This window comes from Gemmatimonadales bacterium (genome assembly GCA_036279355.1).
Classification (GTDB): domain Bacteria; phylum Gemmatimonadota; class Gemmatimonadetes; order Gemmatimonadales; family GWC2-71-9; genus DASQPE01.
The window spans coordinates 108,861-133,321 of record DASUJH010000002.1 but is presented as its reverse complement, the minus strand read 5'-3'; the positions used below and the strand labels follow the sequence as shown (position 1 = coordinate 133,321).

At 68.8% G+C, this 24,461-nt stretch carries 22 protein-coding genes; 10 read left to right on the top strand and 12 right to left on the bottom strand.

Going from position 1 to position 24,461, the window contains the following annotated elements:
• Positions 1 to 34: 34 nt before the first annotated feature.
• Both VFW66_00670 and VFW66_00665 read left to right on the top strand, forming a co-directional pair.
• Entirely contained in the window at positions 35 to 1,039 is a 1,005-nt protein-coding gene (locus VFW66_00670; protein ID HEX5385190.1) for a glycosyltransferase family 2 protein, read from the top strand.
• Positions 1,017 to 1,910: a ChbG/HpnK family deacetylase gene (locus VFW66_00665; protein ID HEX5385189.1), complete on the top strand. Its 894-nt coding sequence runs from the start codon at positions 1,017 to 1,019 to the stop codon at positions 1,908 to 1,910. Before VFW66_00670 ends, VFW66_00665 begins: the two co-directional genes overlap by 23 nt.
• Here VFW66_00665 and VFW66_00660 read toward each other — a convergent pair.
• Positions 1,847 to 3,553, bottom strand: coding sequence for a hypothetical protein (locus tag VFW66_00660; GenBank protein ID HEX5385188.1), 1,707 nt, complete (start codon positions 3,551 to 3,553; stop codon positions 1,847 to 1,849). The two genes, VFW66_00665 and VFW66_00660, sit on opposite strands and share 64 nt — an antisense overlap.
• A 37-nt stretch (positions 3,554 to 3,590) precedes the next feature.
• Here VFW66_00660 and VFW66_00655 point away from each other — a divergent pair, with 37 nt between their 5' ends.
• Both VFW66_00655 and VFW66_00650 read left to right on the top strand, forming a co-directional pair.
• Positions 3,591 to 4,748 carry a glycosyltransferase gene (locus VFW66_00655; GenBank protein HEX5385187.1) on the top strand — a complete coding sequence of 386 codons (1,158 nt, stop codon included), beginning with the start codon at positions 3,591 to 3,593 and terminating at the stop codon, positions 4,746 to 4,748.
• Positions 4,745 to 5,947, top strand: a complete 1,203-nt coding sequence (locus tag VFW66_00650; protein ID HEX5385186.1) for a glycosyltransferase family 2 protein — start codon at positions 4,745 to 4,747, stop codon at positions 5,945 to 5,947. The genes VFW66_00655 and VFW66_00650 overlap by 4 nt, the downstream gene beginning before the upstream one ends.
• Before the next feature lie 6 nt (positions 5,948 to 5,953).
• Here the strand turns inward: VFW66_00650 and VFW66_00645 are convergent, their stop codons facing one another.
• From VFW66_00645 to VFW66_00605, 9 genes are all read right to left on the bottom strand, one after another.
• Positions 5,954 to 6,697 carry an acyltransferase gene (locus tag VFW66_00645; GenBank protein ID HEX5385185.1) on the bottom strand — a complete coding sequence of 248 codons (744 nt, stop codon included), beginning with the start codon at positions 6,695 to 6,697 and terminating at the stop codon, positions 5,954 to 5,956.
• A gap of 11 nt (positions 6,698 to 6,708) precedes the next feature.
• On the bottom strand, positions 6,709 to 6,951 hold the full coding sequence (locus VFW66_00640; protein HEX5385184.1) for an acyl carrier protein: 243 nt from the start codon (positions 6,949 to 6,951) through the stop codon (positions 6,709 to 6,711).
• The gene (locus tag VFW66_00635) at positions 6,935 to 8,812 is read right to left on the bottom strand and encodes an HAD-IIIC family phosphatase (GenBank protein ID HEX5385183.1); all 1,878 of its coding nucleotides are present in this window, start codon (positions 8,810 to 8,812) and stop codon (positions 6,935 to 6,937) included. The genes VFW66_00640 and VFW66_00635 overlap by 17 nt, the downstream gene beginning before the upstream one ends.
• The gene (locus VFW66_00630; protein ID HEX5385182.1) at positions 8,799 to 9,320 is read right to left on the bottom strand and encodes a hypothetical protein; all 522 of its coding nucleotides are present in this window, start codon (positions 9,318 to 9,320) and stop codon (positions 8,799 to 8,801) included. The genes VFW66_00635 and VFW66_00630 overlap by 14 nt, the downstream gene beginning before the upstream one ends.
• A 46-nt stretch (positions 9,321 to 9,366) precedes the next feature.
• A complete protein-coding gene (locus tag VFW66_00625; protein HEX5385181.1) occupies positions 9,367 to 9,999 on the bottom strand; it encodes an EpsI family protein in 633 nt (210 codons plus the stop codon).
• Complete coding sequence (locus VFW66_00620; GenBank protein ID HEX5385180.1) at positions 9,992 to 10,795, bottom strand: exosortase/archaeosortase family protein; 804 nt, start codon at positions 10,793 to 10,795, stop codon at positions 9,992 to 9,994. Before VFW66_00620 ends, VFW66_00625 begins: the two co-directional genes overlap by 8 nt.
• An 84-nt stretch (positions 10,796 to 10,879) precedes the next feature.
• Positions 10,880 to 11,632 carry a sugar transferase gene (locus VFW66_00615; GenBank protein ID HEX5385179.1) on the bottom strand — a complete coding sequence of 251 codons (753 nt, stop codon included), beginning with the start codon at positions 11,630 to 11,632 and terminating at the stop codon, positions 10,880 to 10,882.
• Positions 11,633 to 11,658: 26 nt separating this feature from the next.
• Positions 11,659 to 12,252, bottom strand: a complete 594-nt coding sequence (locus VFW66_00610) for a polysaccharide biosynthesis/export family protein (protein ID HEX5385178.1) — start codon at positions 12,250 to 12,252, stop codon at positions 11,659 to 11,661.
• A gap of 432 nt (positions 12,253 to 12,684) precedes the next feature.
• Positions 12,685 to 12,957, bottom strand: a complete 273-nt coding sequence (locus VFW66_00605; protein ID HEX5385177.1) for a hypothetical protein — start codon at positions 12,955 to 12,957, stop codon at positions 12,685 to 12,687.
• Positions 12,958 to 13,430: 473 nt separating this feature from the next.
• Here VFW66_00605 and VFW66_00600 point away from each other — a divergent pair, with 473 nt between their 5' ends.
• A complete protein-coding gene (locus VFW66_00600) occupies positions 13,431 to 14,405 on the top strand; it encodes a response regulator (GenBank protein ID HEX5385176.1) in 975 nt (324 codons plus the stop codon).
• Here VFW66_00600 and VFW66_00595 read toward each other — a convergent pair.
• Positions 14,374 to 16,785, bottom strand: a complete 2,412-nt coding sequence (locus VFW66_00595) for a polysaccharide biosynthesis tyrosine autokinase (protein HEX5385175.1) — start codon at positions 16,783 to 16,785, stop codon at positions 14,374 to 14,376. The two genes, VFW66_00600 and VFW66_00595, sit on opposite strands and share 32 nt — an antisense overlap.
• Before the next feature lie 444 nt (positions 16,786 to 17,229).
• On the opposite strand from VFW66_00595, the gene VFW66_00590 reads away from it, so the two are divergent.
• The 5 genes from VFW66_00590 (at position 17,230) to VFW66_00570 (ending at position 23,631) form a co-directional block, all read left to right on the top strand.
• Positions 17,230 to 18,753: a sigma-54 dependent transcriptional regulator gene (locus VFW66_00590; protein ID HEX5385174.1), complete on the top strand. Its 1,524-nt coding sequence runs from the start codon at positions 17,230 to 17,232 to the stop codon at positions 18,751 to 18,753.
• Between the two features lie 62 nt (positions 18,754 to 18,815).
• Complete coding sequence (locus VFW66_00585) at positions 18,816 to 19,925, top strand: HAMP domain-containing sensor histidine kinase (GenBank protein HEX5385173.1); 1,110 nt, start codon at positions 18,816 to 18,818, stop codon at positions 19,923 to 19,925.
• 16 nt (positions 19,926 to 19,941) lie between these two features.
• The gene (wecB, locus tag VFW66_00580) at positions 19,942 to 21,042 is read left to right on the top strand and encodes a UDP-N-acetylglucosamine 2-epimerase (non-hydrolyzing) (GenBank protein ID HEX5385172.1); all 1,101 of its coding nucleotides are present in this window, start codon (positions 19,942 to 19,944) and stop codon (positions 21,040 to 21,042) included.
• Between the two features lie 307 nt (positions 21,043 to 21,349).
• The gene (locus VFW66_00575; protein ID HEX5385171.1) at positions 21,350 to 23,011 is read left to right on the top strand and encodes an NYN domain-containing protein; all 1,662 of its coding nucleotides are present in this window, start codon (positions 21,350 to 21,352) and stop codon (positions 23,009 to 23,011) included.
• Positions 23,008 to 23,631, top strand: a complete 624-nt coding sequence (locus VFW66_00570) for a DNA-3-methyladenine glycosylase (protein HEX5385170.1) — start codon at positions 23,008 to 23,010, stop codon at positions 23,629 to 23,631. Before VFW66_00575 ends, VFW66_00570 begins: the two co-directional genes overlap by 4 nt.
• Here the strand turns inward: VFW66_00570 and VFW66_00565 are convergent.
• Positions 23,625 to 24,311: a hypothetical protein gene (locus tag VFW66_00565; protein HEX5385169.1), complete on the bottom strand. Its 687-nt coding sequence runs from the start codon at positions 24,309 to 24,311 to the stop codon at positions 23,625 to 23,627. The genes VFW66_00570 and VFW66_00565 overlap by 7 nt on opposite strands.
• Positions 24,312 to 24,461 lie beyond the last annotated feature (150 nt).

Sequence of the window (24,461 nt, the reverse complement as noted above, 5' to 3'; positions counted from 1 at the left end):
ACTCACACTGCATACGGGCGCGGAGCCGCGCCCGGTGCTGCTTTCGATCGTCGTGCCGGCGTACTGTGAAGAGGGCAATGTCGCCCGCCTTCACGACGAGCTTTCCCGCGTACTGCTGGACGAGAATGTGGCGTGGGAGCTCGTCATCGTGGATGACGGCAGCACCGACGCCACATGGGAGCGCATCCGCGAGCTCGGCCGCTCCGACCCGCGGGTGCGCGGGATCCGGCTCTCCCGAAACTTTGGCCATCAGTATGCGCTCCTGGCCGGCCTGGCTCACGCCCGGGGCGACGTGGTCGTGAGCATGGACGCCGATCTCCAGCACCCGCCCGCCGTCGTGCCCCGTCTGCTGGACGAGTGGCGCCGCGGCTTCAAGATCGTGCATACCGTGCGTGCCGACAGCGAGGACGTGTCGTGGTTCAAGGGCCTCACCTCGCGAGCCTTCTATCGGATCTTCTCGTTCCTGAGCGGGGTCCGCATCACCCCCGGCATGGCCGATTTTCGGCTGCTCGACCGGCAGGTGGTGCAGGAGCTGGTACGGCTCCGCGAGGAGGGTCTCTTCCTTCGCGGCCTGGTCGAATGGGTAGGCTACCCGAACACCCGGGTGCCGTTCCGGGCCGACGAGCGCTACTCCGGCACGACGAAGTACACGCTCCGCCGCATGATCAAGTTCGCCTGGGCCGGCATCACGTCTTTCTCCGTCGTTCCGCTTCGCGCCGGCATCGTAATCGGCCTCGTCACCAGCCTCTTCGCCTTCGCCGTGCTGGTCCAGACCGTCTTCGTCAAAATCTTCATGCCGGAGCGCATCGTGCCCGGCTGGGCGACGATCGTCGCCCTCGTCTCGCTGCTCTTCGGCATTCTCTTCATCCTCATCGGGGTGCTAGGTGAATACCTGGGACGCATCCTGGTGCAGGTTCGGCAACGGCCGCTGTATCTGGTGAGCGATACCCACGGAATCAGCACCACTGTTGCGGGCGACGTGCCGCGAGCCGACCCTTCGGTGCCCGCCACCGGCGATGCGCAGCGATTCGCCTCATAGCGAACCGAGCCCCACCGCAATTCGTCTCATCGTCAACGCCGACGATTTCGGACTCGCCGAGATCGTCAACGACGGCATCGTCCAGGCCCATCGCGACGGCATGCTCACGTCGGCCTCGCTCATGGCGAACGGTGCCGCGTTCGACGACGCGGTGTGCCGCGCCCGCGCGGCGCCCGGGCTCGACCTCGGCGTGCACCTCACGCTGGTCGAAGAACGGCCGGTCCTCGACCCGCGCGAGGTCCCCTCGCTCGTCGGAGCCGACGGCTGCTTCCATCGGAGCGCGGCGCGGTTCGCCCGCCGCTACGCGCGGGGCCGGATCAACGCCGACGAGCTCCGGCGCGAGCTCCAGGCGCAGTGCGAGCGCATCCGCGCGGCGGGCTTCCGCCCCACGCACTTCGACAGCCACCAGCATGTCCACCTCTTGCCCGGCGTGCTCCGCGTCGTCATCGATCTGGCGCGCGAGTACGGGATCGGCGCGATCCGGCTGCCGCGCGAAAGGGCGCCGCTCCGCTGGCTCGGTCGCGCGCCCCTCGCGCGCGTTGCCGGCGCGGTAACCGTCGCGGCGCTCTCGGATGCGGCGGCGAGCCACATACCCCGCCGGGTCGACGGGTTTGCCGGATTTTTCGAAGGGGGACACTTGAGCGCGGCGCGGCTTCGCGCGCTGCTCGGCCGCCTCTCCGGCGGAACGTGGGAGCTCATGACGCACCCCGGCGCGGGTGACGCGGGGCCCCGCTACCGGCACTGGCACTACCACTGGCAGGACGAATTGCGCGCACTCACCGATCCGGACGTCCTGGCCGACCTGCGTCAGCGCGGCATCGAGCTCACGTCATTCGGGGCGGTTGCGGCATCGGGCGGATTCACCCGATAGAGCGCGATCGTCCCGTTGGTGGCTGTAGCCTTGCGGTAGAGCAGCGTGTAGCCCGGCGGGGGCGGGTCGCCGGCAAACGCCGGGAGGAAGGGGAAGGTCGCGATCTGCGCGTCCTCGAGGAACAGGAAATCCACCCGATTGGCGTGCAGGTAGGTAGTGAGCCCGGCGAGGTCGGTGTAGGGCAGCACGGTGTCCACGCCATCGACATCGAGCGTGAGATAGCCACGCTTCGCCGCGATGACCGGACGATGCGTGAGCTCGTTATGGGTGATCGTACGGACGATGCGCTCCGGCTCCCGCAGCTCGGCCGGGTTGTACTCGTTGTTGAATGTGTCCGGCTGGAGCGCCTCGTGGAGCGGAAGCGCTTCAGCCGCCACCCACGCGGTGCACGCCAGCCCCGTCACCGCTACAGCGCGCCGCCCCCACGCGCCGCCGAAACCGAACAGGAACAGGGGCAGCTCGGCCGCTCCGAGCCCGGCTACGATCAGCGCGAGCGGCAGCAGCACCATCACGTGGCGCGCGAGCACGTGATATTGCACCACCGGCGCCGTCAGGAATTGTCCGAGCAGCAGCACCGTCGCCACCGCGAAGTACGCCCGGCGCCGCGCGAGCACCACGAGCCCGATCGTGAAGAGCATGACGCCCAGCGGGCCGAGCATTCGTGTCGTGTGGTAGCGGTACACGTCCTGTAAATTCCACACGGCCGACTTGATGAAGTTGAGCGGACTCTCGCCCTCCGACAGCCGCTCCCTGAGCCCTGCGTCGGACTGCACCACGTAGATGTTGACCCGGGAGGGGCTGTAGTCGAGCCCCCAGAGTTTGGCCTCCCGTGAGCGCGGGTCCGGGTGCGCCAGCAGGACCGCCCAGGCCTGGCGGCCGTTCATGGCGAGGCCGTGCATCTGGCGGCTCACCCGCCAGAGCTGCGGTGTGACGAGCAGAAGGAAGGTGAGTGCGTACGCGAGAGACCAGCTCGCGAGCCGCCGCAGACCATAATCCGTCGGGCGTTCCATGAGCCAATGGAGCGCTTGCAGGCCGGGCACGGTGAGGAGAAAAAGCAGGCCTTCGGTGCGATTGAGGAACGCGAGCGCGAACACCGCCCCGAGCAAAATGGCCCAGCCGGGGGTTGGCCGGCGATACTGGCGCAGGAAGAGACACAGGCCCAGGTAGACCGTCGCGATATACGCTGGCTCGGTGAGCACCGCGAACGAGAGCGGGACCAGGGTCGCACTGCACGCGAGGAGCACCACGGCCGCCACCGCGGCACGACGGCCCCCCATGTACACGCCGATGCCAAGCACGGCGCCGAAAAGCAGGAGGCTGAAGGCGAACGAGACCACGCGTCCGGCGGCCAGGAGCGGTACGCCGAGCAGGTGTACGAGGCCGATGAGGACGGGGACGAACGGCGTGTTGTCCGGGTTGAGCCCGGCGAGAATCGTTGCCGGGTCCATCGTGAGCCACAGCTTGGCCTGGTTCACCAATCCCACGCTGTCGCTGTCTTCGAGCAGCACCGTGCGGTGCCAGGCGACGATTCTGAGCAGCACAAAGACGGCAAAGATTGCCGCCACCGCCGCCGTGAAACGCCAGCGGCCGAGCGCCGGACGCGCTGCCGCACGTGTCTCGCTGAGCCGCCCTACCGCGACCATCGTTGCTCCGGGGTGAACATGGAGGTTCGCTGAAGCAGTGGGAAAAGCAAGTGTCGGGCCAGCCACGGATGGCGCGGCGGCTCCGCATCGGGTCGGGCCGGCCGTTCTGCACGTCACCGCGCCGGCGCCGGTCGGGGGCCTCGAGCGCGTGGTCGAGGCCCTTGCTGCCGGTCAGCGTGGCGCGGGCCAAAATGTCCACGTTGGCGCCGTACTTGACGCGGCCGGGCCGGAGCCGCCGTTTCTCGATCGCCTGCGCGTGCAGGGCGTCGAGGTGTCGGCGTTTCGGCTGCGCTCCCGCGCGTACGCGCGGGAGCGCCTCGAGCTGGCGGCGCTGGTCAGGGCCGTCGCACCCGATGTGGTGCATACGCACGGTTACCGCGCCGACTTGCAGGGCGGCGGCGTCGCTCGGCGCCTCGACCGGCCGATCGTGACCACCGTGCACGGCTACACGGGCGGTGGCTGGAAGAACCGCCTCTACGAGCGCCTGCAAACCCGCGCGTTCCGCCGCTTCGACGCCGTGGTGGCAGTGTCCCGCCCCCTCGTGGCGCGCCTCGCGCACGGAGGCGTCCGGCCGGAACGCATCCACCTGCTTCCCAATGCGGCGCCCCGCGACCCCGACCCCTTGCCGCGGGAGGAGGCCCGCCGCTTGCTTGGGGTGCCGGACGCCGCGTTCGCGGCGGGGTGGGTCGGCCGGTTGAGTCGCGAAAAGGGTGCGGACGTGCTGGTGCGTGCCATCGCCCTCGCCCGAGACCGACGCATTCACGCCGTGATCCTCGGATCGGGTGTAGAGGGTGCGGCGCTGCGGCGCCTCGCCGCCGACTTGGGGGTGGCGGCTCGCATCACCTGGTCCGGCAGCGTGCCCGAGGCCGGGCGCCTCTTCACCGCCTTTGATTGCTTCGTGCTCAGCTCTCGAACGGAGGGAACTCCCATCGTGCTCTTCGAAGCCATGGCCAGCGCGACTCCGATCGTTGCGACCGCCGTGGGCGGGGTGCCCGACGTGGTCTCGGGCAGCGAAGCGTTGCTCGTCGCGAGTGAGGATCCCGCCGGGCTAGCGGAGGCACTCGATGCCGTCGCCGGCAACCCGCTGGCCGCGCGCCACCGCGCCACGGCGGCCGTCGAACGCCTGCGCACCGAGCGCGGGCTCGCACCCTGGGTCGAGAGATACGCCGAGATTTACCGGAGCGTCGCGCGATGAGGGTGGTGGCACTTTTTCTCATCGCGCTGCCCGCCGCACTCGCCCTCTACGCCTATCTCGGCTACCCCGCGCTGCTCCGCGTTCTGGCCGCATTCCGGCCCGCCGCTCCCGAACCCTTCGATCCCGCCGAGTGGCCCAGCATCAGCATCTCGCTTCCCGCGTACAACGAGGCTGGGTCGATCGGCGCCACGCTCGAAAGCCTGCTCGCGCTCGACTATCCGGCGGAGCGCCGCCAGATCCTCGTCGTCTCCGACGCATCGTCCGACGGCACCGACGCCATCGTGCGGACGTTTGCCGACCGCGGCGTCGAGCTCCTCCGCCTGCCCAAACGGGCGGGCAAGACGGCGGCGGAGAACGCGGCGGCGCCCCACCTCCGCGGCGAGATCGTAGTCAACACCGACGCGACCATCCGCATTCTTCCGGGCTCGCTCAGGCCCCTCATTCGTGCATTCCAGGATCCGACGGTGGGCGTGGCCTCGGGCCGCGACCGGAGCGTCGGCAAGCTGAGTGAGGAGGGCAACAGCGGCGAGTCGGGCTACGTCGGATACGAAATGTGGCTCCGCTCGCTCGAGACGCGGGCCGGGTCGATCGTCGGCGCAAGCGGTTGCTTCTACGCCATCCGCCGTGAGCTGGTGGACCTGCTTTTTCCCGCCGCCCTGAGCCGAGACTTTGCTGCCCCGCTCCGCGCGCGCGAGCGGGGTTTCCGTACGGTTTCGGTGGACGCCGCCGTCTGCCTCGTGCCGCGCACGACGTCGCTCCGCAGCGAATTGCGCCGCAAAGTGCGCACGATGGCGCGCGGACTCGACACGCTGTGGTATAAGCGGTCGCTCTTGAACCCGGTGCGCTACGGCTGGTTTTCCTGGATGCTCGCGAGCCACAAGCTCTGCCGCTGGCTGGTGCACCTCACGCTGCCGGGCGCGTTTATCGGGCTGGCGCTGTCGAGCCCGGGCTCTCTGGTCGCCTCGGTGCTCCTCTTCATCTCCGCGGTGGTGAGCGCGCTGGGCATTTACGCGCTCGCGTGGCCCTCAGGCCGCCCGGTGCCCCGCGCGTTCGCGATCTGCGGCTACGTCGTCGCCGTCAACGTGGCGGGGCTCGCCGCCTGGATGCAGGCACTCCGGCGCGAGCAGAATCCGATCTGGGAGCCCACCCGCCGGCCGGGCGACGTGGCAGCCGCACCGGCGGGCGCCGAGGGGAGTTAGCGCGCCTCAGCGCGCCCGGAAGACCACCTTGGCCGGGTTGCCGTGCGCGACCACCATCGGCTCGAGGCTCCGGCTTACCACCGACCCCGCTGACACGATGGTGCCCGCTCCGATCGTGACGGCATCGAGCACCGTCACCCGCGTCGCGAGCCACGCGTTCTCACCGATCACGACCGGCCCCGCCGTTGACGGCTTCCGCTCGGCGATCGGCCGGCCCATGTCCGCCGGATCGTAGCTGCCCGCGCTGATGTAGCAGCCGCCCGCGACGGCCGCGTCGGCGCCGATCTCGATACCCGCCCACGAGACGAACTGGCTGTTGGCCCCGATGCTCACCCGGTCGCCGATCACGATGTCGCCCTGCTTCGATTGCAGCGACGCATTGCGATTCAACATGACACCGGCGCCGAGCACGATGCCCTTGTCCTCGGCGCCGCGCGCGTCGATGAGGCAGTTGTCATCGATCACGACGCCGTCGCCGAGATGGATTCTGCGCGGATGGCGGAAGGTGCAGTTGCGCCCGATGATGACGCCCTTCCCGAAGCGCCCGAAGAGCCGCCGATAGCACCGGCGCCGGAGCACGAGCCCGAGCGCGCCGGGCAGCGGGCCGAGCGATGACATGAGGATTTCGCAGGCGAGAAACCCGGGCAGGCCGATATTGCCTACCGTGAGCCGGCGGTAGGTCCGAAACGCGGACCCGCGCGGATCGCCGAGGATGCCGCGGATGGATTTGGACTTGTCGAATTCCGGCATCGCGCCGGCGCTCAGGCCGCCATATGCTTCGCCAGGGCGTCCCGGATCCGGCGATAGCTCGTGAGCTCGAGCATTTCAGCCATGCCGAACGTGACGCCGAACTCCGACTCGAGCGTGGAAACGAGGGTGAGGTGGCCGAGCGAGTCCCAGTTGGGCGTGCTGTCGCGGCTGAAGTCGTCCGCGATGGCGGCCGGGCGTACTTCGAGCACTTCGGCAAGGATCGCCTTGAGCCGGTCGTCAATCGGTGCGGTCACGGTCAGTCACCTGGATCCAGTCGCATGGAGTCGGCCGGCACGAGGCCGTGTCGAGGACGTAGTCGGTCATGCCGTCGGCAGCGCGCTCGGTCACCCGAAACCCCTCGCTCTCGAAATAGCCGGCCGCCGGGGCGTTCTTCTTCGTCGGGATGAAGCGCGCCGTCAATCCCGCCGCTCCGCCCTCCGCGACGTGACGCTGCTTCACGTGATTCAGCATGGCATGCTCGACCCCACGCCCCATCGCCCGGCAGCTCAGCACGACGCTGTCGATCGACACCCAGCCATGCTCGGCAGCCCGCACGAGGCAGAGGCCCACGAGCCCGAGGTCCCCGAAACGATCGCTCACGCGGACGGTATAAAGCGCGCCTCTCGGGTCCGAGAGAAATCGCTCGACCTCGGCGAGCGAGTAGCGGCGGGTCGTGGTATTGAACTGGTTGGTCTTGGCGAAGAGCTGATGCGCTCTCGAGAGCTCGGCCGGCGTCGCCCGACCGACGCTCATCGTCGTACCGAGGCTCGCGAGGTACGCGCCGAGATCGGTGAAGGCGCCCCGCGCTTCGCCGCGCTGCGCGTTCTCCCGATACTGCCGGGCGCGCTCCAGGTCTTCATCCGAGAGTACGAGCCGGTCGAATCCGTGGACCCGGTCGAGCAGCGCGGGAAACTGCGCGGGATCCTTCGGAAGCTCGAGCACCTCGACCTGCGGCAGCATCTGGCGCACCAGCTCGCACTCGGCCGGGTTGTCGTCGCAGAAGACGAGGCTGTCGAGCCCGATGTTGAGCCGCTGGGCGATGCGCTCCAGGCCCAGGTGCTTCATCTCCCATCCGATTTCCATCGCCGCGAAGTCGTCCAGCGTGAGCGGCATCTCGGTCCGCCGCGCGAAGGCCTCCTGCACGTCGGCAGGATTGTTCTTGCTGCAGAGCGCGAGGATGATGCCGCGGTCCTTGAGCGCGCGTACTCGCGACTGGAAGTCGAAGAACGCCTCGCCCTCCGGATCGCCGGGGCCCACCTTGATACCGTCCGGCCCCGCTTCGCCCACAATGCCGCCCCAGAGCGTGTTATCGAGGTCGAGCACGAGGCATTTGCGCAGGCGCCCCAGGGCCACCTTGCTCTGCCGCACGATCTGCTCGGCGAGCAACGGGAGAAAGCTTTCCCGCCACGGCATCTTCGCGAGGTAATAGAGGCGGGGATCCCAAACCTTTGCCCTGCCGGCATAGGCCGTGAGCTGGTCCAGGTCTAAAATCTGAACCCGAGCCTCGCGCCGAAGCCTTCGCGCCAGTTCCAGGTTGACCTCGGCGTAGAACTCCGCCTCGCCAAATTCGCGCTTCTGGTCGGCAAGGCCGAGCAGATGGCCGGAAGGCGGGGCAAAGTTGCCTACGAGCAGGCTGGCGCTGCTGCCGGCCAGCGCGCGCTCGACGCACGCGGTGACAGTGTCGAGCACGCTCGCCGCCGCCTGTTTGAGCTGATCAGCGGAAAGGCGGGAGCCGCGGAGCGCAACCTCGGGACACAGCTCGCGCAGGGTGAGCACGAGCACGATCACGTGGGGATCGAACGTCCGAAGGCCCGCACCCGGTGTCATCAGCTCCTGGACGTACTGCTTGAACGGAGCCACATACCCGGCGGCCGCGAAACCCGAGGCGACACCGACCCCCGCCACGAATTCGGGCAGCGGATCGAAGGTGATATCACCCAGATAGGCGATCCGCACCTGGTCGGCCGGCGCGAGCCGGCGCGCCTCACGCGCGAGTCGACGAATGCTTACGGGGGAAAGCGCGGTGGCATCGGCCGCGCGGTTGGCGGCCACCAACTCGTCCCAGGAAGCTGCCGCGGCGGCCAGCCCACCGGAAGTCCTCTCAGTACCCCTCATCGACCGGAATCTTGGCCACGAGCCCGAGCGGCTGCCCTCGGCTGGTTCCGTGCGCCGGCAGCGCCCACCGGCGGGTATCGCTGATGCCGAAAGCGAGGAAGGCGAGGGTGATCGCCTCGACGGCCGCATACACGGCGGCTTTCACGGCGGCCGCATCGTACGATGCCTTGTTGCCGATCGCCACCGCCTGACGCAACTGGATGAAATCGAGCACGAAGAGCGCGAGCCACCCCAGCACGATGACCACCAGCACCCCCGACACGACCGCCACGGTGAGCAGCAGCCCGCGCCGCTCCATCATGGCCCCGAGGGCGAGCAGAAGGGCGAGCCCGACGATCGGCGTCACCAGCGCGCTCGTGAGCAATCCGTACGTGCCGAAGCGCCACGCCACCTCCGATGGCCGGAGCGGCAGCACGGTACCGACCAGGTCCACGAGCGGGGTCACGATCAGGAGAATGGCGACCGCGCCGAGCGCGCGCGGCACGGCGGGGCCTCGCAAAGCGGCCATCGGTTATTCCTCGTTTCCGAACGGGGGCGAAGGTGCGGCCATGTGCTCAGGTTGGAAGCACCTGGGCGATCTCCGGGACCAACGCGGCACTCACCCGCGCACCCAGACTTTGCGCGTCGGCGTGCGCCTCGCCAAGGGGCACGACCACCCGCACCAGGGCTTCCTCGGTGCGGCCGCGCAGCGCAGCGTCCCGCAGCAGCTCGAGCTTCACGCGGTATTCGTTTGCCTCGACCCGCCCACGGCCTTGGTACCAATAGTACACCAGCGCCCGATGCCCGTGATTGGCCAGAAGATACCGATTCACCTTGACGGGGCCCGCCGAGGTCGCAAGCGGCACGACGCTGCTCGCCACGACCTCCCAGCCAGCGCCCGGCAGGCAGTTCTTGGGCGAGTGAATGGTCTGGCCCTGCACCTGGCGTGCATAATATCCCACGTACACCGTGAACGCCGGTACGCTGTCACGCGCGAACGCACGGTACACGAACGACGACATGCCGGCAACCTGCTGCTCGTCCTCAGCGATGGCGAGATCGGCTCCGTGGTAGCCCTCGAGCGACCGGGGCAGGGCGGACAGCGGCTCAGCGAGCGGCGTGGCGCTTTGCCGCTCCGCCCCGACGCCGAGCATCAGGCAACCGAGCCCGAAAAGCAGTGCGGGGACGTAGCGCTGCCACTCAGGCATTGGACCGGCGCGGCACGAGCCGCGATTCGACGAGGCCGGCGGCCCAGGCGAGGCACCCGAGCAGCGCGAACGCCGCGATGAAGAGCAGCCAGCCTTCGGTGAGGTGGATGAACCCCTCGCCCAGCTTCGGGTCAGCAAAGTACACCAGGAACCCGGTCAGGAACACGCGGATCGCGTTCACCACGATGGCGACGGGGATTGCGACGGCGACCAGTAGCGCCCGCCCGACCCAGGTGCGGAGCGAGATGCCACCCAGCAGTACACCGAGGCTAAGGAGCGCGGTGAGCGACCGCAGGCCGCTGCAGGCCTCGGTCACGAAGAGCTGCCGGCCGGGGAGCTGGATGATGTTGCCGGCAAGCCGGACGGGGACCTGCCGCCACTCGAGCAGCGCCGCCCCGATGGCGGACGCCTTGAGCTGGAGCGGGAGCGCCAGAGTGTTCGTGACCACCACGGGGAGAGGGATGGACAGCGCGAAGAGTGTGAGGGGCAGCCACCATCGCCGCACCTGCACCGTGCCCCAGGCGAACACCGCGAGACCCGCCGCGGCCACCACCATGGAGAACCGGAGCGTAAACTGCTCCGCGGCGAGACCACCCAGATACCGGAGCAGCACGGCCAATGCGAGCAACGCCGTGCCGAGCCAGACGTTCGGCGCCCGATCCGGAGCCAGCCCGGCCCGCCATGCAAGCCAGACGGCGAGCGGCGCGAGCAACAGACCGTAACCGGCGTTGCTGTCGGTCCACCAGTCGCGTACCAGCGTGGCCATGGGCTCGGCAAATAAGATCGCCGCGGCCACTGCGGCTGCGGCGATCGGACCTGCGCCGGCTCGGGTTCCGATGGAGGCTCGGCGGGCATCGTCGCGCAGCGCCGTCGCCGACACCTACCAGCCGCCGCGCCTGAGGAGCACGACGGGCACCGTCTTGAGCATGATCTTCATGTCCTCGATCAGGCTCTGCCGGCGGATATACTCGAGATCGTAGCGGATTTTCGTCCGCACGTCATCGAGGCATGCGTCGTAATGGTGATTGATCTGGGCGAGCCCGGTGATGCCCGGCTTGGCCCGCTGGCGCAGCGGGTACTCGGTGATGTTGCGGCGCAGTTCGGCGAAGATGAGCGGCCGCTCGGGACGGGGCCCGACGATGTTCATCTCGCCCTTGAGCACGTTGATGAGTTGGGGCAGCTCGTCCAGCCGGTACTGCCGGAGGAACCGGCCGACCAGCGTGACCCGCGGGTCGGCCTGGCTGGCCCAGACCGCGCCGCTCTTGTGCTCCGCGCCCTGGTGCATCGTGCGGAACTTGTAGATCGTGAACGGTTTGCCGCCGAGGTCGAGGGCCCGGCGGTGGTTGCTCGAGTCGTCGGCCCCGCCGCGCCGGTCGAGCCCCACGCGCACCTGGCTGTAGAAGATCGGCCCCCGCGAGGTGAGCTTCACCAGCGCCGCGATCAGCAGGAATATCGGCGACAGAATGATCAGCGCGATGGCGGCGAGCAGGACGTTGACGCCGTAGCGGAGCGGATCGGCGCCGGATGCCCGGGCCCACTCGCGCGCGATGCGCCCCGCCGACGGAGCCGCGGCCCGCTCACTCGCACTGCCCGAGATGCGACGGGTGGGGCCGCTCTCTCTCAGCCGATGCATGGCCATGTCCGAATGCGCGGAGGTCATCAGAAGATTCGCGTGGCGGCCACGACGCCGAACAGGATGCCGGAGACGAGCCCCAGCGTCGTCAGCGTGCCGCGAATTCCCTCGCTCTTGGTCCCGACCACGAGCTCGTCCCCGCTCTGGACGTTGAGCTGGTCGAGTGAAGAACCGCGCTGCAGCGCCTCGGTCATCTCATCCTTCGTGTAGAGCGGCGCGCCGCCTCGCTGGACCATAGTCTTGGTGATGTCGGCGTTCGCGGCCGGTCCGCCCGCGAGCGTGATCGCATCCGTCGCGAGCGCGTCGGCCGGAAGGTTATAGAAGCCGGGCCGTCCCACCGCGCCGAGCACCGCCACGCGCACCAGCGGCGTCGCGGTAAGATCGACGTCGCGGATGTAGCGGCCGAGTTGCTTGCTGAGATACGGAGTGAGCTCCGATCGCAGCACGCCATCGAGCGAAATGTCGGGCAGGTTCGGCAAGGCGACGGTCTTTCCGGGCTTGACGGTAAACGTGTCGCTCAGCGCGGTTTCGCCGGCCACGAGCAGGACGATGCGGTCGCCGGGCTGGAAGTCGCCCTGCTTCAGCCGCTCGTTCACGAGCCGGCGCTCGGCGTCGCTCACCGGACCCGACTTGCCCGCCAGGATCGCCTCGAGTTCCTGTCTCGTCGCTTCCGCTCGGGGGACGCTGGCCACAGTCGCCACGGGCGCGGGCCCCGGACCAGCATCGCGAGGCAGGGTATCGGGCACGACATGCGGCCGCGGCTCGTCCTGGGCTGAAAGTGGCGCGAAGGCGCCGGAACCGAGCGCGGCAACCGCTGCGAGGCTCACCAAGTGCCATGATGCAGCCGACACCACTCGACGGACGGGATCAGCCATTTCAGCGTTCTTCCTCATCAAGAGCGAAGCGCCGCCTTCCGCGTGGAAGGCGAAGCAGTCAGTGTGCATCGAGATGGTAGCTTCCGAGGGAGCGGAGTCCTGTGATGCGACTCACCACGGACCTCCCGCGAAGCTCATGCCAGCGAGTCATTTTGCGCCAGACGACCGGGCGCGCCGTCACCGGGGGTTTCCTTCAGCGTCGAACGAGGACACCACGTCCGTCAGCAGCGGCTCCTGGGCCTCGCCGAGGCCGAACACGGCAAGACGGCGGCTGAAGCGGCTCCGCTCCGCGGCGAGGGGGTCCTGTGCGGAGCCAATATCGCCTGATTCGGCCTGCCCCGCGACGGGTCCCGCCGCATCGAGCGCTGCCGCCAGCCTCTCGCCCTCGGCGTCGCCGGGTTCGCTCCGCGAGGCATCCTGATCCGGACGTTCGGCAAACCGCGAATCCATCAATCGGGCTCCCAAAGGATTGGCGAGGCGGTGAGATCGCGCGTCACTCGCCTTACTTCAAGGTTGGTTCCCCCGAAATCCGCCAGCACGGCGGCGCCGAATCCGGCAAGTGCAGATCATGTAAGGACCTTGAAAACAACGACTTGTCCGACTCTCTCAGGCCGCCGACCGGGCGCGGTGGCCCGATCGGTCGTTGCACCGCGGCAACGTTTCAGGGGGCGGTCCGCTACAGGGTGGAAGCGGGGAGCCGCGCGTGGTGCGGGAGCATCCGAAATGTTGCGCGCGCGCGTCGGAAAGCCGCGAAGCGCCGCGTAAACATCTGGCGTAAATGGTTGACGCTGAGGATCATACGAAGCTGGCGCGGCCATCGCACAAGTCGTGCAGCCGGCACCCCGGTTGCGCTCCAGGGCCGGAGAGCCCGGACCGCGGTCGTGCTGCGCTGGCATTGAGTCCTCACCATCTGGTTTTCCCTCATGGCCGATCGCCCGCTCGTGCTCATCGCCAACGACCAGGAATGGTCGGCCAGGTCGCTGGAGAGCATCCTCGCGCCGAACGGGTTCGGCGTGGTGCGAGCGTACACCGGCGCGCAGACCCTGGAGACAGTGCCGAACGTCCGTCCGGATCTGATCATCCTCGACGCCCAGATGCCTGACATGCACGGCTTCGAGGTCTGCCGCATCCTGCGCGACGACGCCCGGCTCGGCGCTCAGACGACGCCGGTCATCATCACGACCGCCGGCCCCTCTGGTCGCGCGCAGCGGATCGAGGCCTATCAGGCCGGTGCCTGGGAGTTCTTTGGCCAACCGCTCGATGGAGAGGCCTTGCTCCTCAAGCTTACGACGTACGCGCGCGCCAAGCTCGAGGCCGATGAGCTCCGCGACGAAAACCTCCTCGACCCGCCGACCGGGCTCTACAGCATGAAGGGGTTGGCCCGCCGGGCACGGGAGATCGGCGCGGATGCCTCCCGGCGCCGGGACCCGCTCGCGTGCGTCGTCTTCGCGCCCGACCTCGATGCGCTCGCTCCCGACGAGACCGCCGCCGGGGATGCGCCGCGGCAGACAGCCGAGTGGATCGGACGGGCCGTACGCCAGGCGGCGCGCGCGTCCGATGCAGTGGGACGCCTCGGCCCGGCGGAGTACGGGGTCGTCGCTCCCGCCACCGACACGGTGGGCGCCGGACGGCTCGCGGCCCGTCTGAGCGGCGCGGTCGAGGGTACACCGGTGCCGCTGCCGGCCGGCGATCGGTGGGTGCGCATGCGAGCCGGCTACTGCGCGGTGCCGGACTTCGCGGAATCTGCCGTCGATGTGCTGGAGCTGTTGCTGCGGGCCACGACGGCGCTGAGGGAGCTACAAAAAGAGGGCGACTCGGAACGGGTGCGATCGTTCGAGCCGCCCTCCCTCAATTTGCCGGCCGGAACTAGCCCGCGCGCTCCTTCGGGCCCGGCGTGAGCCGCGGCTCGGTCTCCTCGTCCGCCACGTACCCATACACATACGAGTAGTACTGGTAGGCGTGCTCGCTGGTGCGGATGTCGTTGATCACGGCGCCCAGCACGCGTACGGGCAGGCGGTCGAGCAACCGGATCTTGGCCTCGGCCATCTGGCGGTTAGTCTCGCCGGACCGGAGCACCAACATCATATTGCCCGTCGCGGTGCCCAGCACGAATGGATCGATGCCGGCGCCGAGGGGCGGACTATCGACGATCACGACGTTGTAACGCGACTTGAGCTCGGCCATGAGCTCGTTCATGGCGCCGGATCCGAGCAGCTCGGGTCCGTGATGCCGCCGGGTCCCGCAGGGCACGAGCATCAGATTCTTGTGGCTGGTCGGCCGGACGATGTCGTCGATCTTGGCCGCCTTCATCAGGTAATCGATGAGGCCGGGAATGCGCTCGGTGGTGAACATCCGGTGCAACTCGCCGCGCCGGATGTCGCCGTCGACCAGTACCGTGCGATATCCCGCCTCGGCGAACGACAACGCAAGATTGGAGGACACCAGCGACTTGCCGTCGCCCGGGCCCGGGCTCGACACCGTGAGGAGCACCGGTCCCGCCGCCCCGTAGGAATGCACCAGGTTGAGGCGAACCGTGCGGAACGCCTCGACCACGTGCGACGCCTCCTCCATGTCCTCCCTGGCGCCCTTCAGGTTCTTGATCGCCGGGATCGCGCCGAGGATACTGAGGCCGAGCTCGTTGGTGACCTGCTCGGGGTAGCGGAACCGCTTGTCGAGCTGGTCGAGAAGGATGGCGAGCGCGAGCGCAAGGCCGATGCTCGCCATGAACGCCATGAAGATCATCCGGGGCGCGCTGTTGCTCGTCGGACGCTCGGGCAGGACGGCGGGGTCGAGAATCCGCACGTCCGGAATGGCGCTCGCTTCAGCGAGCTTCGCGGCCTCGTAGCGGGTTTGCAGGTCGGCATGGAGCGCCGCGATGCTCTGCACGTCGCGGTTGAGCCGCTGCTCGTTGATGGTGCGCTGGGGGATCTGCTTCAGCTCCTTGGACTGCGAGTTCACGAGCTGCCGCAGGTCGTTCTCCCGTTGCTGTAACGCTTCGATCAGCGCCTCGGTGTACGCCGGGATGGTCTGGTTCCGGATGGTACGGATGCGCTCGGCGAGCTGCTGCACCGGCTTGTATTCCTCGGTGTACTTGAGCTTGAGCTCACGCAACTGCGCCTCGGCGGCCGACAGCTCCTTGAGGGCGTTTTGCAGATCCGGCGCCTCGCGCACCGACGGAATCGTCTGGTAGGCGTCCACCGTGAGCGCGCCGGCCTTGGCGCGCTTGAGGACCGTCTCGAGCGCCTCGCGGTCGCGCTTCAACTGGTCGGCCTGAATCTTCTGCTCGAAGTAGCGGTCAACCACCGGGGCGGTGGTCTGCTGGAGCCCCGGCGTAATGATGGTGTTCTCGCTCGGCTTCGTGATCGCGTTCACCCGGAAGCCTTCGAGCTTGCCTTCGGCGTCCCGCAGCTGGTTGCTGATCGTGTCGAGCTGCTGCCCGAGGATGGTCGACAGCTCCGTCAGCTTGCGCTTCTTGAGCTCGGCGGCCACGTCGACATACTGGTTGATGAGTGTGTTCATCGTGCTCGTGAGCCGCGCCGGGTCGGTGCCCGTCAACGTGAGCCGGAGGAAGTTGCCGTTCTCCTGCATCGACGAGGTGAGCTGGGCACGCAGATACTGCGAGGCATCGCGCGGGCTGGTCACGCCGAACTCGATGCGGCGGCCGTTGGTGGCCTCCACCGCCGCGGCCGGCGGCCTCCAGGCAAACCCGACGCGGGCCCCGATTGAGTCTCCCGGCTTCCCGGTCTGCACCAGGAGCCCCTCGGCAGACTTGAGCGTGAACGTGTGCGCGTTGCCATCCGCCTGCAGCACGTAGTCGCCGGGGCGGAAACGATCCATCAGATGGAAGGTGCGGAAGAGCACCGAATCCTTGGGATCGGAGAACGTGAGGTAGAGCCGCTCCTTGGCCACCACTGAATCGAGCACCCGATACGTGGTGAGGAGCTCCACCCAGTTGTAGCCCTCCACGATATTTTCCGCCCGCACCGGGCCATCACGTTGGGGCGGGCTCTCGATCCAGATCGTCGCCTGCACGGCGTATTCCGGCGTGAGAAATCTGGTGGCCAGCACACCGGCCCCGGTGCCGAGCAGGATGACGAGGAGGATCAACCACTTGTAACGGCGGAGCGCGCCGATATAGCGGTACCACGGCACGCCTTCGTCGGGGGGTGGCTGGACGGCCGACAGGTCGAAATCGCCAGCCGCCGCGAGCATTTGCGGGGTCGCCACCTCGACGGCATGCCCGCGGGGATCGCTCGGGGGAACCATGTCGCTGGGCATCGTTCGAACTCGGGCTCCTCGTGAGCACGGAAGGCAAACTGCCAGAAATTGGCGCGGCGGCGGAGCCTACTGCAAAGTAAGGACCGCGCCCTGCCCGGCAAGGAAGGTCAGCGGAGGCGCCTCTTGGACCCTACGATAGGGGTCGCCGGGCGGAGGTCTGTGAGCTCTGACCTCCTCGGAAGCACGAACCTTGCTGGACGTTGCGCCGAAGCCGCAAAAGCCTGTTGCACCCATCACACTCGACTGCTTGACACCTGCCGCACCATGTTGTATGAACGTTGCGCTAAGTAGCTGTCAAGCATCACTTGGGGGCCCTGGAACGCCACCTGCTTGTAGGGCGGAGCCACCAGCGCCATACCGGCCAGCCGGTCGGGTCGGAGTTCGGTAGAACCCCACGCGTCGCGCGGCCCACCCGGCGCGCCGCCACCGTCAGGAGATGCTCGAATGGGTAGCTCGCTTGCACCGCCCGCCTCGCCCGCGGCGCCGCCCGGCGCTGAACCGAGCCCACGTGATCCATTCTCGATCCCGAGCGACGTCAAGGCCAGCATCCGGGTGTTGGTGGTGGACGACGAACGCACCCTGCGCGAGAGCTGTGCGAGCGTGCTGCAGATGGACGGTTACAACGTCACGCTCATCGGGCGGGGCGAGGAGGCGCTCGACACCGTCAAGCGGCGCAAGTTCGACATCATTCTGGTCGATCTCTACATGTCGCAGATCTCGGGCGTGCAGATCCTCCAGGCCGCGCTCGAAGCGTACAAGGACACGATCGTCGTCGTCATGACCGGCAACCCGAGTGTGACGAGCAGCATCGAGGCACTCAGGGCCGGTGCATGGGACTACCTGCCGAAGCCGTTCTCGGCGACGCACCTGCAGGTACTCATCGGGCGGGCTTCACACGCAGTGATGGTTGCACGGGAGGCGCAGGACCTCCGGCTGCAGCTGCTCCGCACCAACGGCCACAGTGAAAAGATTGCGCTGATCGGGATTTCGCCGCTCTTCCGCGCGGCGGTCGAGTTGGCGCGCAAGGTGGCGGGCACCGATGCATCCGTATTCATCAGCGGCGAGAGCGGCACCGGTAAGGAAGTCATCGCGCAGTTCATTCATCAGTACAGCCGCCGGGCGCACAAGCCGCTGGTGCCGATCAACTGCGCCGCGCTGCCCGAGGGGCTGCTCGAGAGCGAGCTGTTCGGGCACCGGAAGGGTGCCTTTACCGGCGCGGACCGGGAGAAGCCCGGCCTCCTCACCACGGCCAACGGGGGCACGCTCTTCCTCGACGAGCTGACCGAAATGTCGCTGCCGCTCCAGGCCAAGCTCCTCCGGGTGATCCAGGATGGCGTGGTGCGGCGCGTGGGCAGCGAGCAGGCGGACGCTGTAGTGGACGTACGTTTCATGTCGGCCACCAACCGGGATCCCCAGGAAGCGGTGGACGAGGGCGTGCTCCGCGGCGATCTCTTCTACCGGCTCCGCGTGGTGCCGATCAAGCTCCCGCCGCTCCGCAAGCGGCAGGAGGACATACCGCTTCTCGCCAATCACTTCCTGACCTACTACTGGCAGCGCCATCGCCAGATCGCGGATCGAACGCCCCGTCTGAGCGACGCCGCCGTCGCATTCCTCCGGTCCCGGCCGTGGCGCGGCAACGTGCGGGAACTGCAGAACGTGATCGAGCACGTCGCGGTCCTGGCCGAGCCGGATCAGGTCATTCAACCGAGCGACATTCCGATCTATGAGGATGGCGGCGAGCGGCCGGCGGAGAGTCCCGCGCCCGCCGTCATGAACGAGGCGTACCACACCGCCAAGGACCGGGTCGTCGCGCAGTTCGAGCGGGAGTACCTTTCCCGGCTCATCAGCCGCGCGGGAGGGAACATGTCGAAGGCTGCGCGGCTCGCGAGCATCGACCGGACCACGCTCTACCGCCTCATGGACAAGCACGAGCTGCATCGCGACGAGAGCACGGGAACCCTCGAGTGAAAGACGCCGCGCCGGCGAGTTCGACGAGCGGGGAACGCGTTCGCATTTCGGGGCCGGCGCAGGTGGCGTCCGTCCGCGTCTGGGACCCGGACGGCCCCTCCGGCGGTGCCATCGCGCCGGCGCTCTGGAGCGCGCTCCGTGAGGCGGTGCTCGCCGTCGAGGCCCGCTGGGAGAGCGTCATCGAGCATGCGGCCTCTCCCGACGAGCTGAGCAGCTACGTCGCGTACCTGTGCACCGCGATCCGCGCCGCGGCCGCGGGACAGGAGCCCGACATGGGACTCGTGCCGCGCAACGCGCTGTCGCGCCGCCTGGTGGCGCTCATCCGGGTCGCCCTGCTCGAGCGGCTGCACGCATTGACGCCACCGCCGGATGCAGGAGAGCAACTGCGCATGCTCGGCGCGGTCGAGCGCATCGCCCAGCGGCTCGAGGTCGATTGGTCGCAACGGTTCACCGACCGCCTGAGCGGGCCCGACGGACTCGAGCTGGTGGTCGAGGTGGTGCACGATCTGCGCTCGCCCCTCACGTCGATCCTCTTCCTCGCCGAGACGCTGCAGCGCGGCCGCAGCGGGGCGGTGAACCCGGTGCAGGAGCGCCAGCTCGGTCTCATCTACAGTGCGGCGTTCGGCCTGAGCTCGGTCGCGAGCGACGTGATCGAGCTGGCCCGCGGCGGCGACCGGCTGGTGGATCTCGATCCGATCCCGTTCTCCATCACCGACATCCTCGAGTCGGTGCGCGACATCGTGCTGCCGATCGCCGAAGAAAAGTCATTGTCGGTGCGGCTGGCGCCGCCCGAAGCCGATTTCCGCATCGGCCACCCGGTGGCGCTGAGCCGCGTCCTGCTCAACCTCACCACCAACGCGCTCAAGTTCACGGCCGAGGGATTCGTCGAGGTGGCCGCGCGCCAGGTGTCGGACAGCGCGGTCGAGTTCTCGGTGCGCGATACCGGACGCGGCATTCCACCGCAATCCATGGCCACGCTCTTCGAGCCCTTCCGGCGCCGGCAGAAGCAGGGCGAATACGCGTTCTCGGGCTCGGGCCTCGGACTCTCCATCTGCCGCAAGCTGGTCGAGGCGATGGGCTCGACGCTCGACGTCGAGACGATGCCCGATTGGGGTACCCGCTTCTACTTCACCCTCGAACTGCCGCTCGCTGGAGATCACGGCGCCTCCTGAGCGCCTCGCCGTCTCCGTGCATCGTCTTCTCCACGTCGTCGGCGCGCGGCCCAATTTCATGAAGGCCGCGGCGGTGCTCCACGCCGGCCGCGGCCGGCCCCAGCTCGCGCAAGCTCTCGTCCACACCGGCCAGCATTACGATGACGCGATGAGCGCCCGGTTCTTCGCCGATCTCGCTCTGCCTGCGCCGGACGCCGCGCTCGAGGTGGGCTCAGGCACGCATGCCGAGCAGACCGCACGCGCACTCGTCGCGTTCGAGCCGGTACTCGATCGCGTGCAGCCCGACTGGGTGGTCGTCTACGGCGATGTGAACTCCACGCTTGCCTCCGCGCTCTGCGCGGCCAAGAAAGGAGTGCCGGTGGCGCATGTGGAGGCCGGCGTGCGGAGCGGCGATCGCGCGATGCCCGAAGAGCTGAACCGGGTGCTCACCGATCAACTCGCCACGCTCTGCCTCACGCCGAATCGCGAGGCCGATGCGATCCTTGCGCGCGAAGGCGTACCGCCGTCGCGGATCCGCTGCGTCGGCAACGTGATGATGGATACGCTCACCCGCCTTGGCGGCGCGGCCGCCGCGCTCGGCGTGCCGGAGCGGCTGGGGCTCGCCGAGCGCGGCTACGCGGTGGCGACGTTCCACCGGCCGGCGAATGTGGACGATCCCGAGGCGCTCGGCCAGCTGCTGGCGGGGCTTGGCGCCGTCGCCCGGGAGCTGCCGGTGGTGTTCCCGATGCATCCTCGCACGCGCGCTCGCGTCGAGGCGCTCGGACCGGTCTGCCCGACGCCGGGCGTGCGGGTGATGGAGCCACTGGGTTACCTGGAGATGATCGGACTGGTGCGCTCGGCCGCCGTTGTCCTCACCGATTCCGGCGGCTTGCAGGTCGAGGCAGCAAGCCTCGGTACGCCATGCGTCACCGTCCGGCCGACGACGGAGTGGACCGAAACGATTCGCCTCGGGCTCAACCGGCTGGCACGCCGGGATGGTATGGCGCAGGCGGTGCGGGCCGCGCTTGGGGCGAAACCGGCCAGGGGGGTGCGTGCCGAGGGCTGGGACGGGGCGGCGGGCGGCCGGGTTCTCGACGCCCTGCTCGCACCCCTACCAGCCGCGGCCCCACGCGCCTAGTTTCATTGGGCTATCCACTTTCCGAAATGCATGCCGGTGGAGAACGCACCGGGAGATCGGGGTGGATGCTCATCGCGCCAACCTTGGGCGCATCGCGCGCGCCGGCGACCCGGCCGGTTTGGCGCGCAATGCTCACGGTGCGAGCGCGCCGACGCCGCGACGGACAGCCGGAGTCCCGTCGCCCACAACTCGCCGACCATGCGGTTCCCGGTCCGGCGCGCCGCTTCGACGACTTCCCGCCGACCGGGTCCGGCTGGGTGAGCGCCGGAAGCGCCGCGCGAGGCGGGAACCCGAAACCGAGTGCTTCGTGACCCAACCGCTGATTCGCCCCGCCCGGCATCTGAGCCAGCCGACCGTCCACTCGCTGAACGCCGCCCTGCTGATCGACTTCGACAACGTTACGCTCGGCATCCGCTCCGACCTCGCGAAGGAGCTCCGCACGCTGCTCAACAGCGACATCATCAAGGGTAAGGTCGCGGTGCAGCGTGCCTACGCCGACTGGCGCCGCTACCCGCAGTACATCGTGCCGCTCTCCGAAGCGTCGGTGGACCTCATCTTCGCGCCCGCGTTCGGCACCACCAAGAAAAACGCGACCGACATCCGCCTCGCCATCGACGCCGTCGAGCTCATCTTCACCCGTCCCGAGATCGGTACGTTCATCCTGCTCTCGGGCGACAGCGACTTCTCGACGATGGTGATCAAGCTGAAGGAGTACGGCAAGTACGTCATCGGCGTCGGGATTCGCGAGTCGGCGAGCGATCTGCTGATCCAGAACTGCGACGAGTACTACTCGTACAGCGATCTCGCCGGCCTCACGAAAGAGACGGATACGCCGTCGATCCAGCGCGATCCGTGGGAGCTCGCGCGGGAGGCCGTCGCGCAGATGGCCCGACATGGCGACGTCATGCGCTCGGACCGGCTCAAGCAGGTCATGCAGCAGATCGATCCCAACTTCGACGAGAAGACCGCGGGATTCAGCCGCTTCAGCAAGTTCGTGGTCGAGGCGGGCCAGCGGGGCATCCTGCACGTGAGCAAGCTGGACAACGGCCAGTACGAGGTGGCGCCGACCGGCGCGCCGGCTGCGGCGGCGGCCGAGCCGAGCGAGCCGCGCGGAGCGCGCGAAGGCCGGGCCGCAAGAGACGGCCACGCGCGTGATGGGCGGGCGCCGCGGGAGGGCCGGGAGGCGCGCGAGGAGGGGCGGCGCGGTCGAGGCCGGGGCAGGGGTCGTGGGCGTGGGGAGCGGGAACGGCGCGACGAGGGGCGCGCCGCACCGGCGCGCTCGGTCGAGGTCCGGAGCGACGGAGCGCTCACGCTCGCGAGCGCATTTCGATTGCTGGGACAGGCGCTCACCGAGCTCAAGCCGCCGGTGCCGCATGAGGCGCTTCGGCTCCGCATGGTTGCATTGCACGGCCGCGACGATGCGCTGCTCGAGCCCACGCGTTTCGTGCAGTTGCTCCGGCAGGCGAACGACGCGGAAGTTGCCGACGTGAGAAAGCTGAGCGACACCGAGTTCGAAGTATCGCCGCATCCTTTCGACGAGCGGCGGGCGCTGACGCGGCCGGCCGATGCGCCGGCTGAAGAGCCCGCCGCGCCGGTCGACCACGAGCCGATTACGCTCGTAGCGGAACCCGTGGGGCCACCGGGCCCCCCCAATGGTCAGCGGCCCGCGCTCCGGTTCCGCCGTGGATCGCGCGGACCCTCGCGTCCCGGCGAGATCCCGCTGATCGGCGTGGTGCAGGTGGAGCGCGCGGAGTTCGCTCCGCAGCCCGAAGCGGAAGCCGAAGCATCACAGCCCGAGGCGCCCGCGCCGCCCGCCCGACCCAAGCGGCGCCCGCGGAAGCGGGCGGCCACGCCCAAAGCCGCGGCGGCAACGGCACCCGAGCCGAATGCCTCCAGCCCCGCCGGCGGCGAAACCGCGCCTCCTCCCAAGAAGCGGGCGCGGACGCGAGCCAGAAAGCCGGCACAGTGAACGCCACGCAACGGGCAGCCACGCTGCCCGTTCGCTTTTTCCGGCGGACGGCCGACGTGGTCGCGCGCGAGCTGCTGGGCGCAGTGATCGTGTCCACCGCCGGCGGGCTGCGGACTGCCGGGCGCATCGTCGAGACCGAGGCTTACCTGGGCTACGACGATCCCGCATCGCACGGCTATCGCGGGCGCCGCACTCGGCGCAACGCGGCGCTTTTCGGGCAGCCGGGCACGTGGTACGTGTATCTCTCGTACGGGATGCACTGGTGCGCCAATCTGGTGTGCGCGCGGCAGGAGAGCGGCAGTGCGGTGCTGCTGCGTGCGCTCGAGCCGCTGGAAGGACTCGACGTCATGCGCGCGCGCCGAAGCGGCGCCGCCGACCGCGCGCTGGCCGCCGGGCCGGGGCGCCTTTGTCAGGCGCTCGGCATCGACGTGGCCCTGGACGGGCAGCGGATGGAATCGTCGCCGGTGGTGGTACTGAAAACGGAGTCGCCGCCCCCGGCCGCGGTGGCGGCGACTCCTCGGATCGGCATCACAGTGGCGGCGGATTGGCCGCTCCGCTTTGTGATCGCCGGCTCGCCCTGGGTATCTCGGGGCCGCCGCGATGCACGTGTCGATCAGTAGCCGGTTCGCGGCGCCTCGCGCGCGCTCCCGAGGCTTACCCGGAGACCGCCGCTGAAGGTGTGCGTGGCGCCGGTGAAGAGCCGGCCAGACGCGCCGCTGTCGAGCGTCTTGCTGCTGGGCGATGACGTAAGCTGATACTGCCCGAACGCGACCATGCGGCCCACCTTGAATTGCAGGCCGCCGACCAGCGTGCCGAATCCGACGCTCCCGAGCTGGCTCGCGTCCTGTTCGGCCTGGGCGATGTCGGCGGTGGTTGCGAGGGTGCCGGCTGTGGGCGTCGGGTTCACGGCGTGCAGGATTCCGACGCCGACGCCGATGTACGGTTGCGCGGCCGAGCGGATAGGGAACGCCATCAGGACGGCCGAATATTTCCGGATGTCGTTGAACGTGACGGTCTGCGGCGTGCCGGTGTTGTCGGTGTAAGCACTCTGCTCGGAGGAGCCGATACCTTCCTCGATCGACAGCAGGAGACCGGTGCGCTTGGCGGTAATGAGTGTGTGGCCCCCGGCCGAGAACATGCCGCCGCGGGTCTGCGCGGGGGTTCGGAAAACCAGGACGCCCGCATTGGCGCCGATGTACCACTGGAAGTCGCCCTGCACCGGGGCCTGTGCCGCGAGCGTTCCGGCGCCAAGGCAAAGGATCAGCGCCGCGGCCGGGGTGGTGCGGAAGAGCTTGCTCATCAGACTCCCTCCGTGGGTGTGACGCCGGTGGTCCGGATCGGATCGGTCAAATTGCGCGACTTCTGCGTGGTGTGCGGCGGCCCGCTCGCTCGGCGGCGCGGTCGCGCGACCGCCGCCTCGCACGGGAGCCGCCCCAGGCGATTCCGTGCA

Coding starts and splice junctions, on each gene's coding strand:
- VFW66_00665 (HEX5385189.1), top strand. CDS start 1,017: ATGCGCAGCGATTCGCCTCATAGCGAACCGAGCCCCACCGCAATTCGT.
- VFW66_00660 (HEX5385188.1), bottom strand. CDS start 3,553: ATGGTCGCGGTAGGGCGGCTCAGCGAGACACGTGCGGCAGCGCGTCCG.
- VFW66_00650 (HEX5385186.1), top strand. CDS start 4,745: ATGAGGGTGGTGGCACTTTTTCTCATCGCGCTGCCCGCCGCACTCGCC.
- VFW66_00645 (HEX5385185.1), bottom strand. CDS start 6,697: ATGCCGGAATTCGACAAGTCCAAATCCATCCGCGGCATCCTCGGCGAT.
- VFW66_00635 (HEX5385183.1), bottom strand. CDS start 8,812: ATGAGGGGTACTGAGAGGACTTCCGGTGGGCTGGCCGCCGCGGCAGCT.
- VFW66_00630 (HEX5385182.1), bottom strand. CDS start 9,320: ATGGCCGCTTTGCGAGGCCCCGCCGTGCCGCGCGCGCTCGGCGCGGTC.
- VFW66_00625 (HEX5385181.1), bottom strand. CDS start 9,999: ATGCCTGAGTGGCAGCGCTACGTCCCCGCACTGCTTTTCGGGCTCGGT.
- VFW66_00615 (HEX5385179.1), bottom strand. CDS start 11,632: ATGCATCGGCTGAGAGAGAGCGGCCCCACCCGTCGCATCTCGGGCAGT.
- VFW66_00605 (HEX5385177.1), bottom strand. CDS start 12,957: ATGGATTCGCGGTTTGCCGAACGTCCGGATCAGGATGCCTCGCGGAGC.
- VFW66_00600 (HEX5385176.1), top strand. CDS start 13,431: ATGGCCGATCGCCCGCTCGTGCTCATCGCCAACGACCAGGAATGGTCG.
- VFW66_00595 (HEX5385175.1), bottom strand. CDS start 16,785: ATGCCCAGCGACATGGTTCCCCCGAGCGATCCCCGCGGGCATGCCGTC.
- VFW66_00590 (HEX5385174.1), top strand. CDS start 17,230: ATGGGTAGCTCGCTTGCACCGCCCGCCTCGCCCGCGGCGCCGCCCGGC.
- VFW66_00565 (HEX5385169.1), bottom strand. CDS start 24,311: ATGAGCAAGCTCTTCCGCACCACCCCGGCCGCGGCGCTGATCCTTTGC.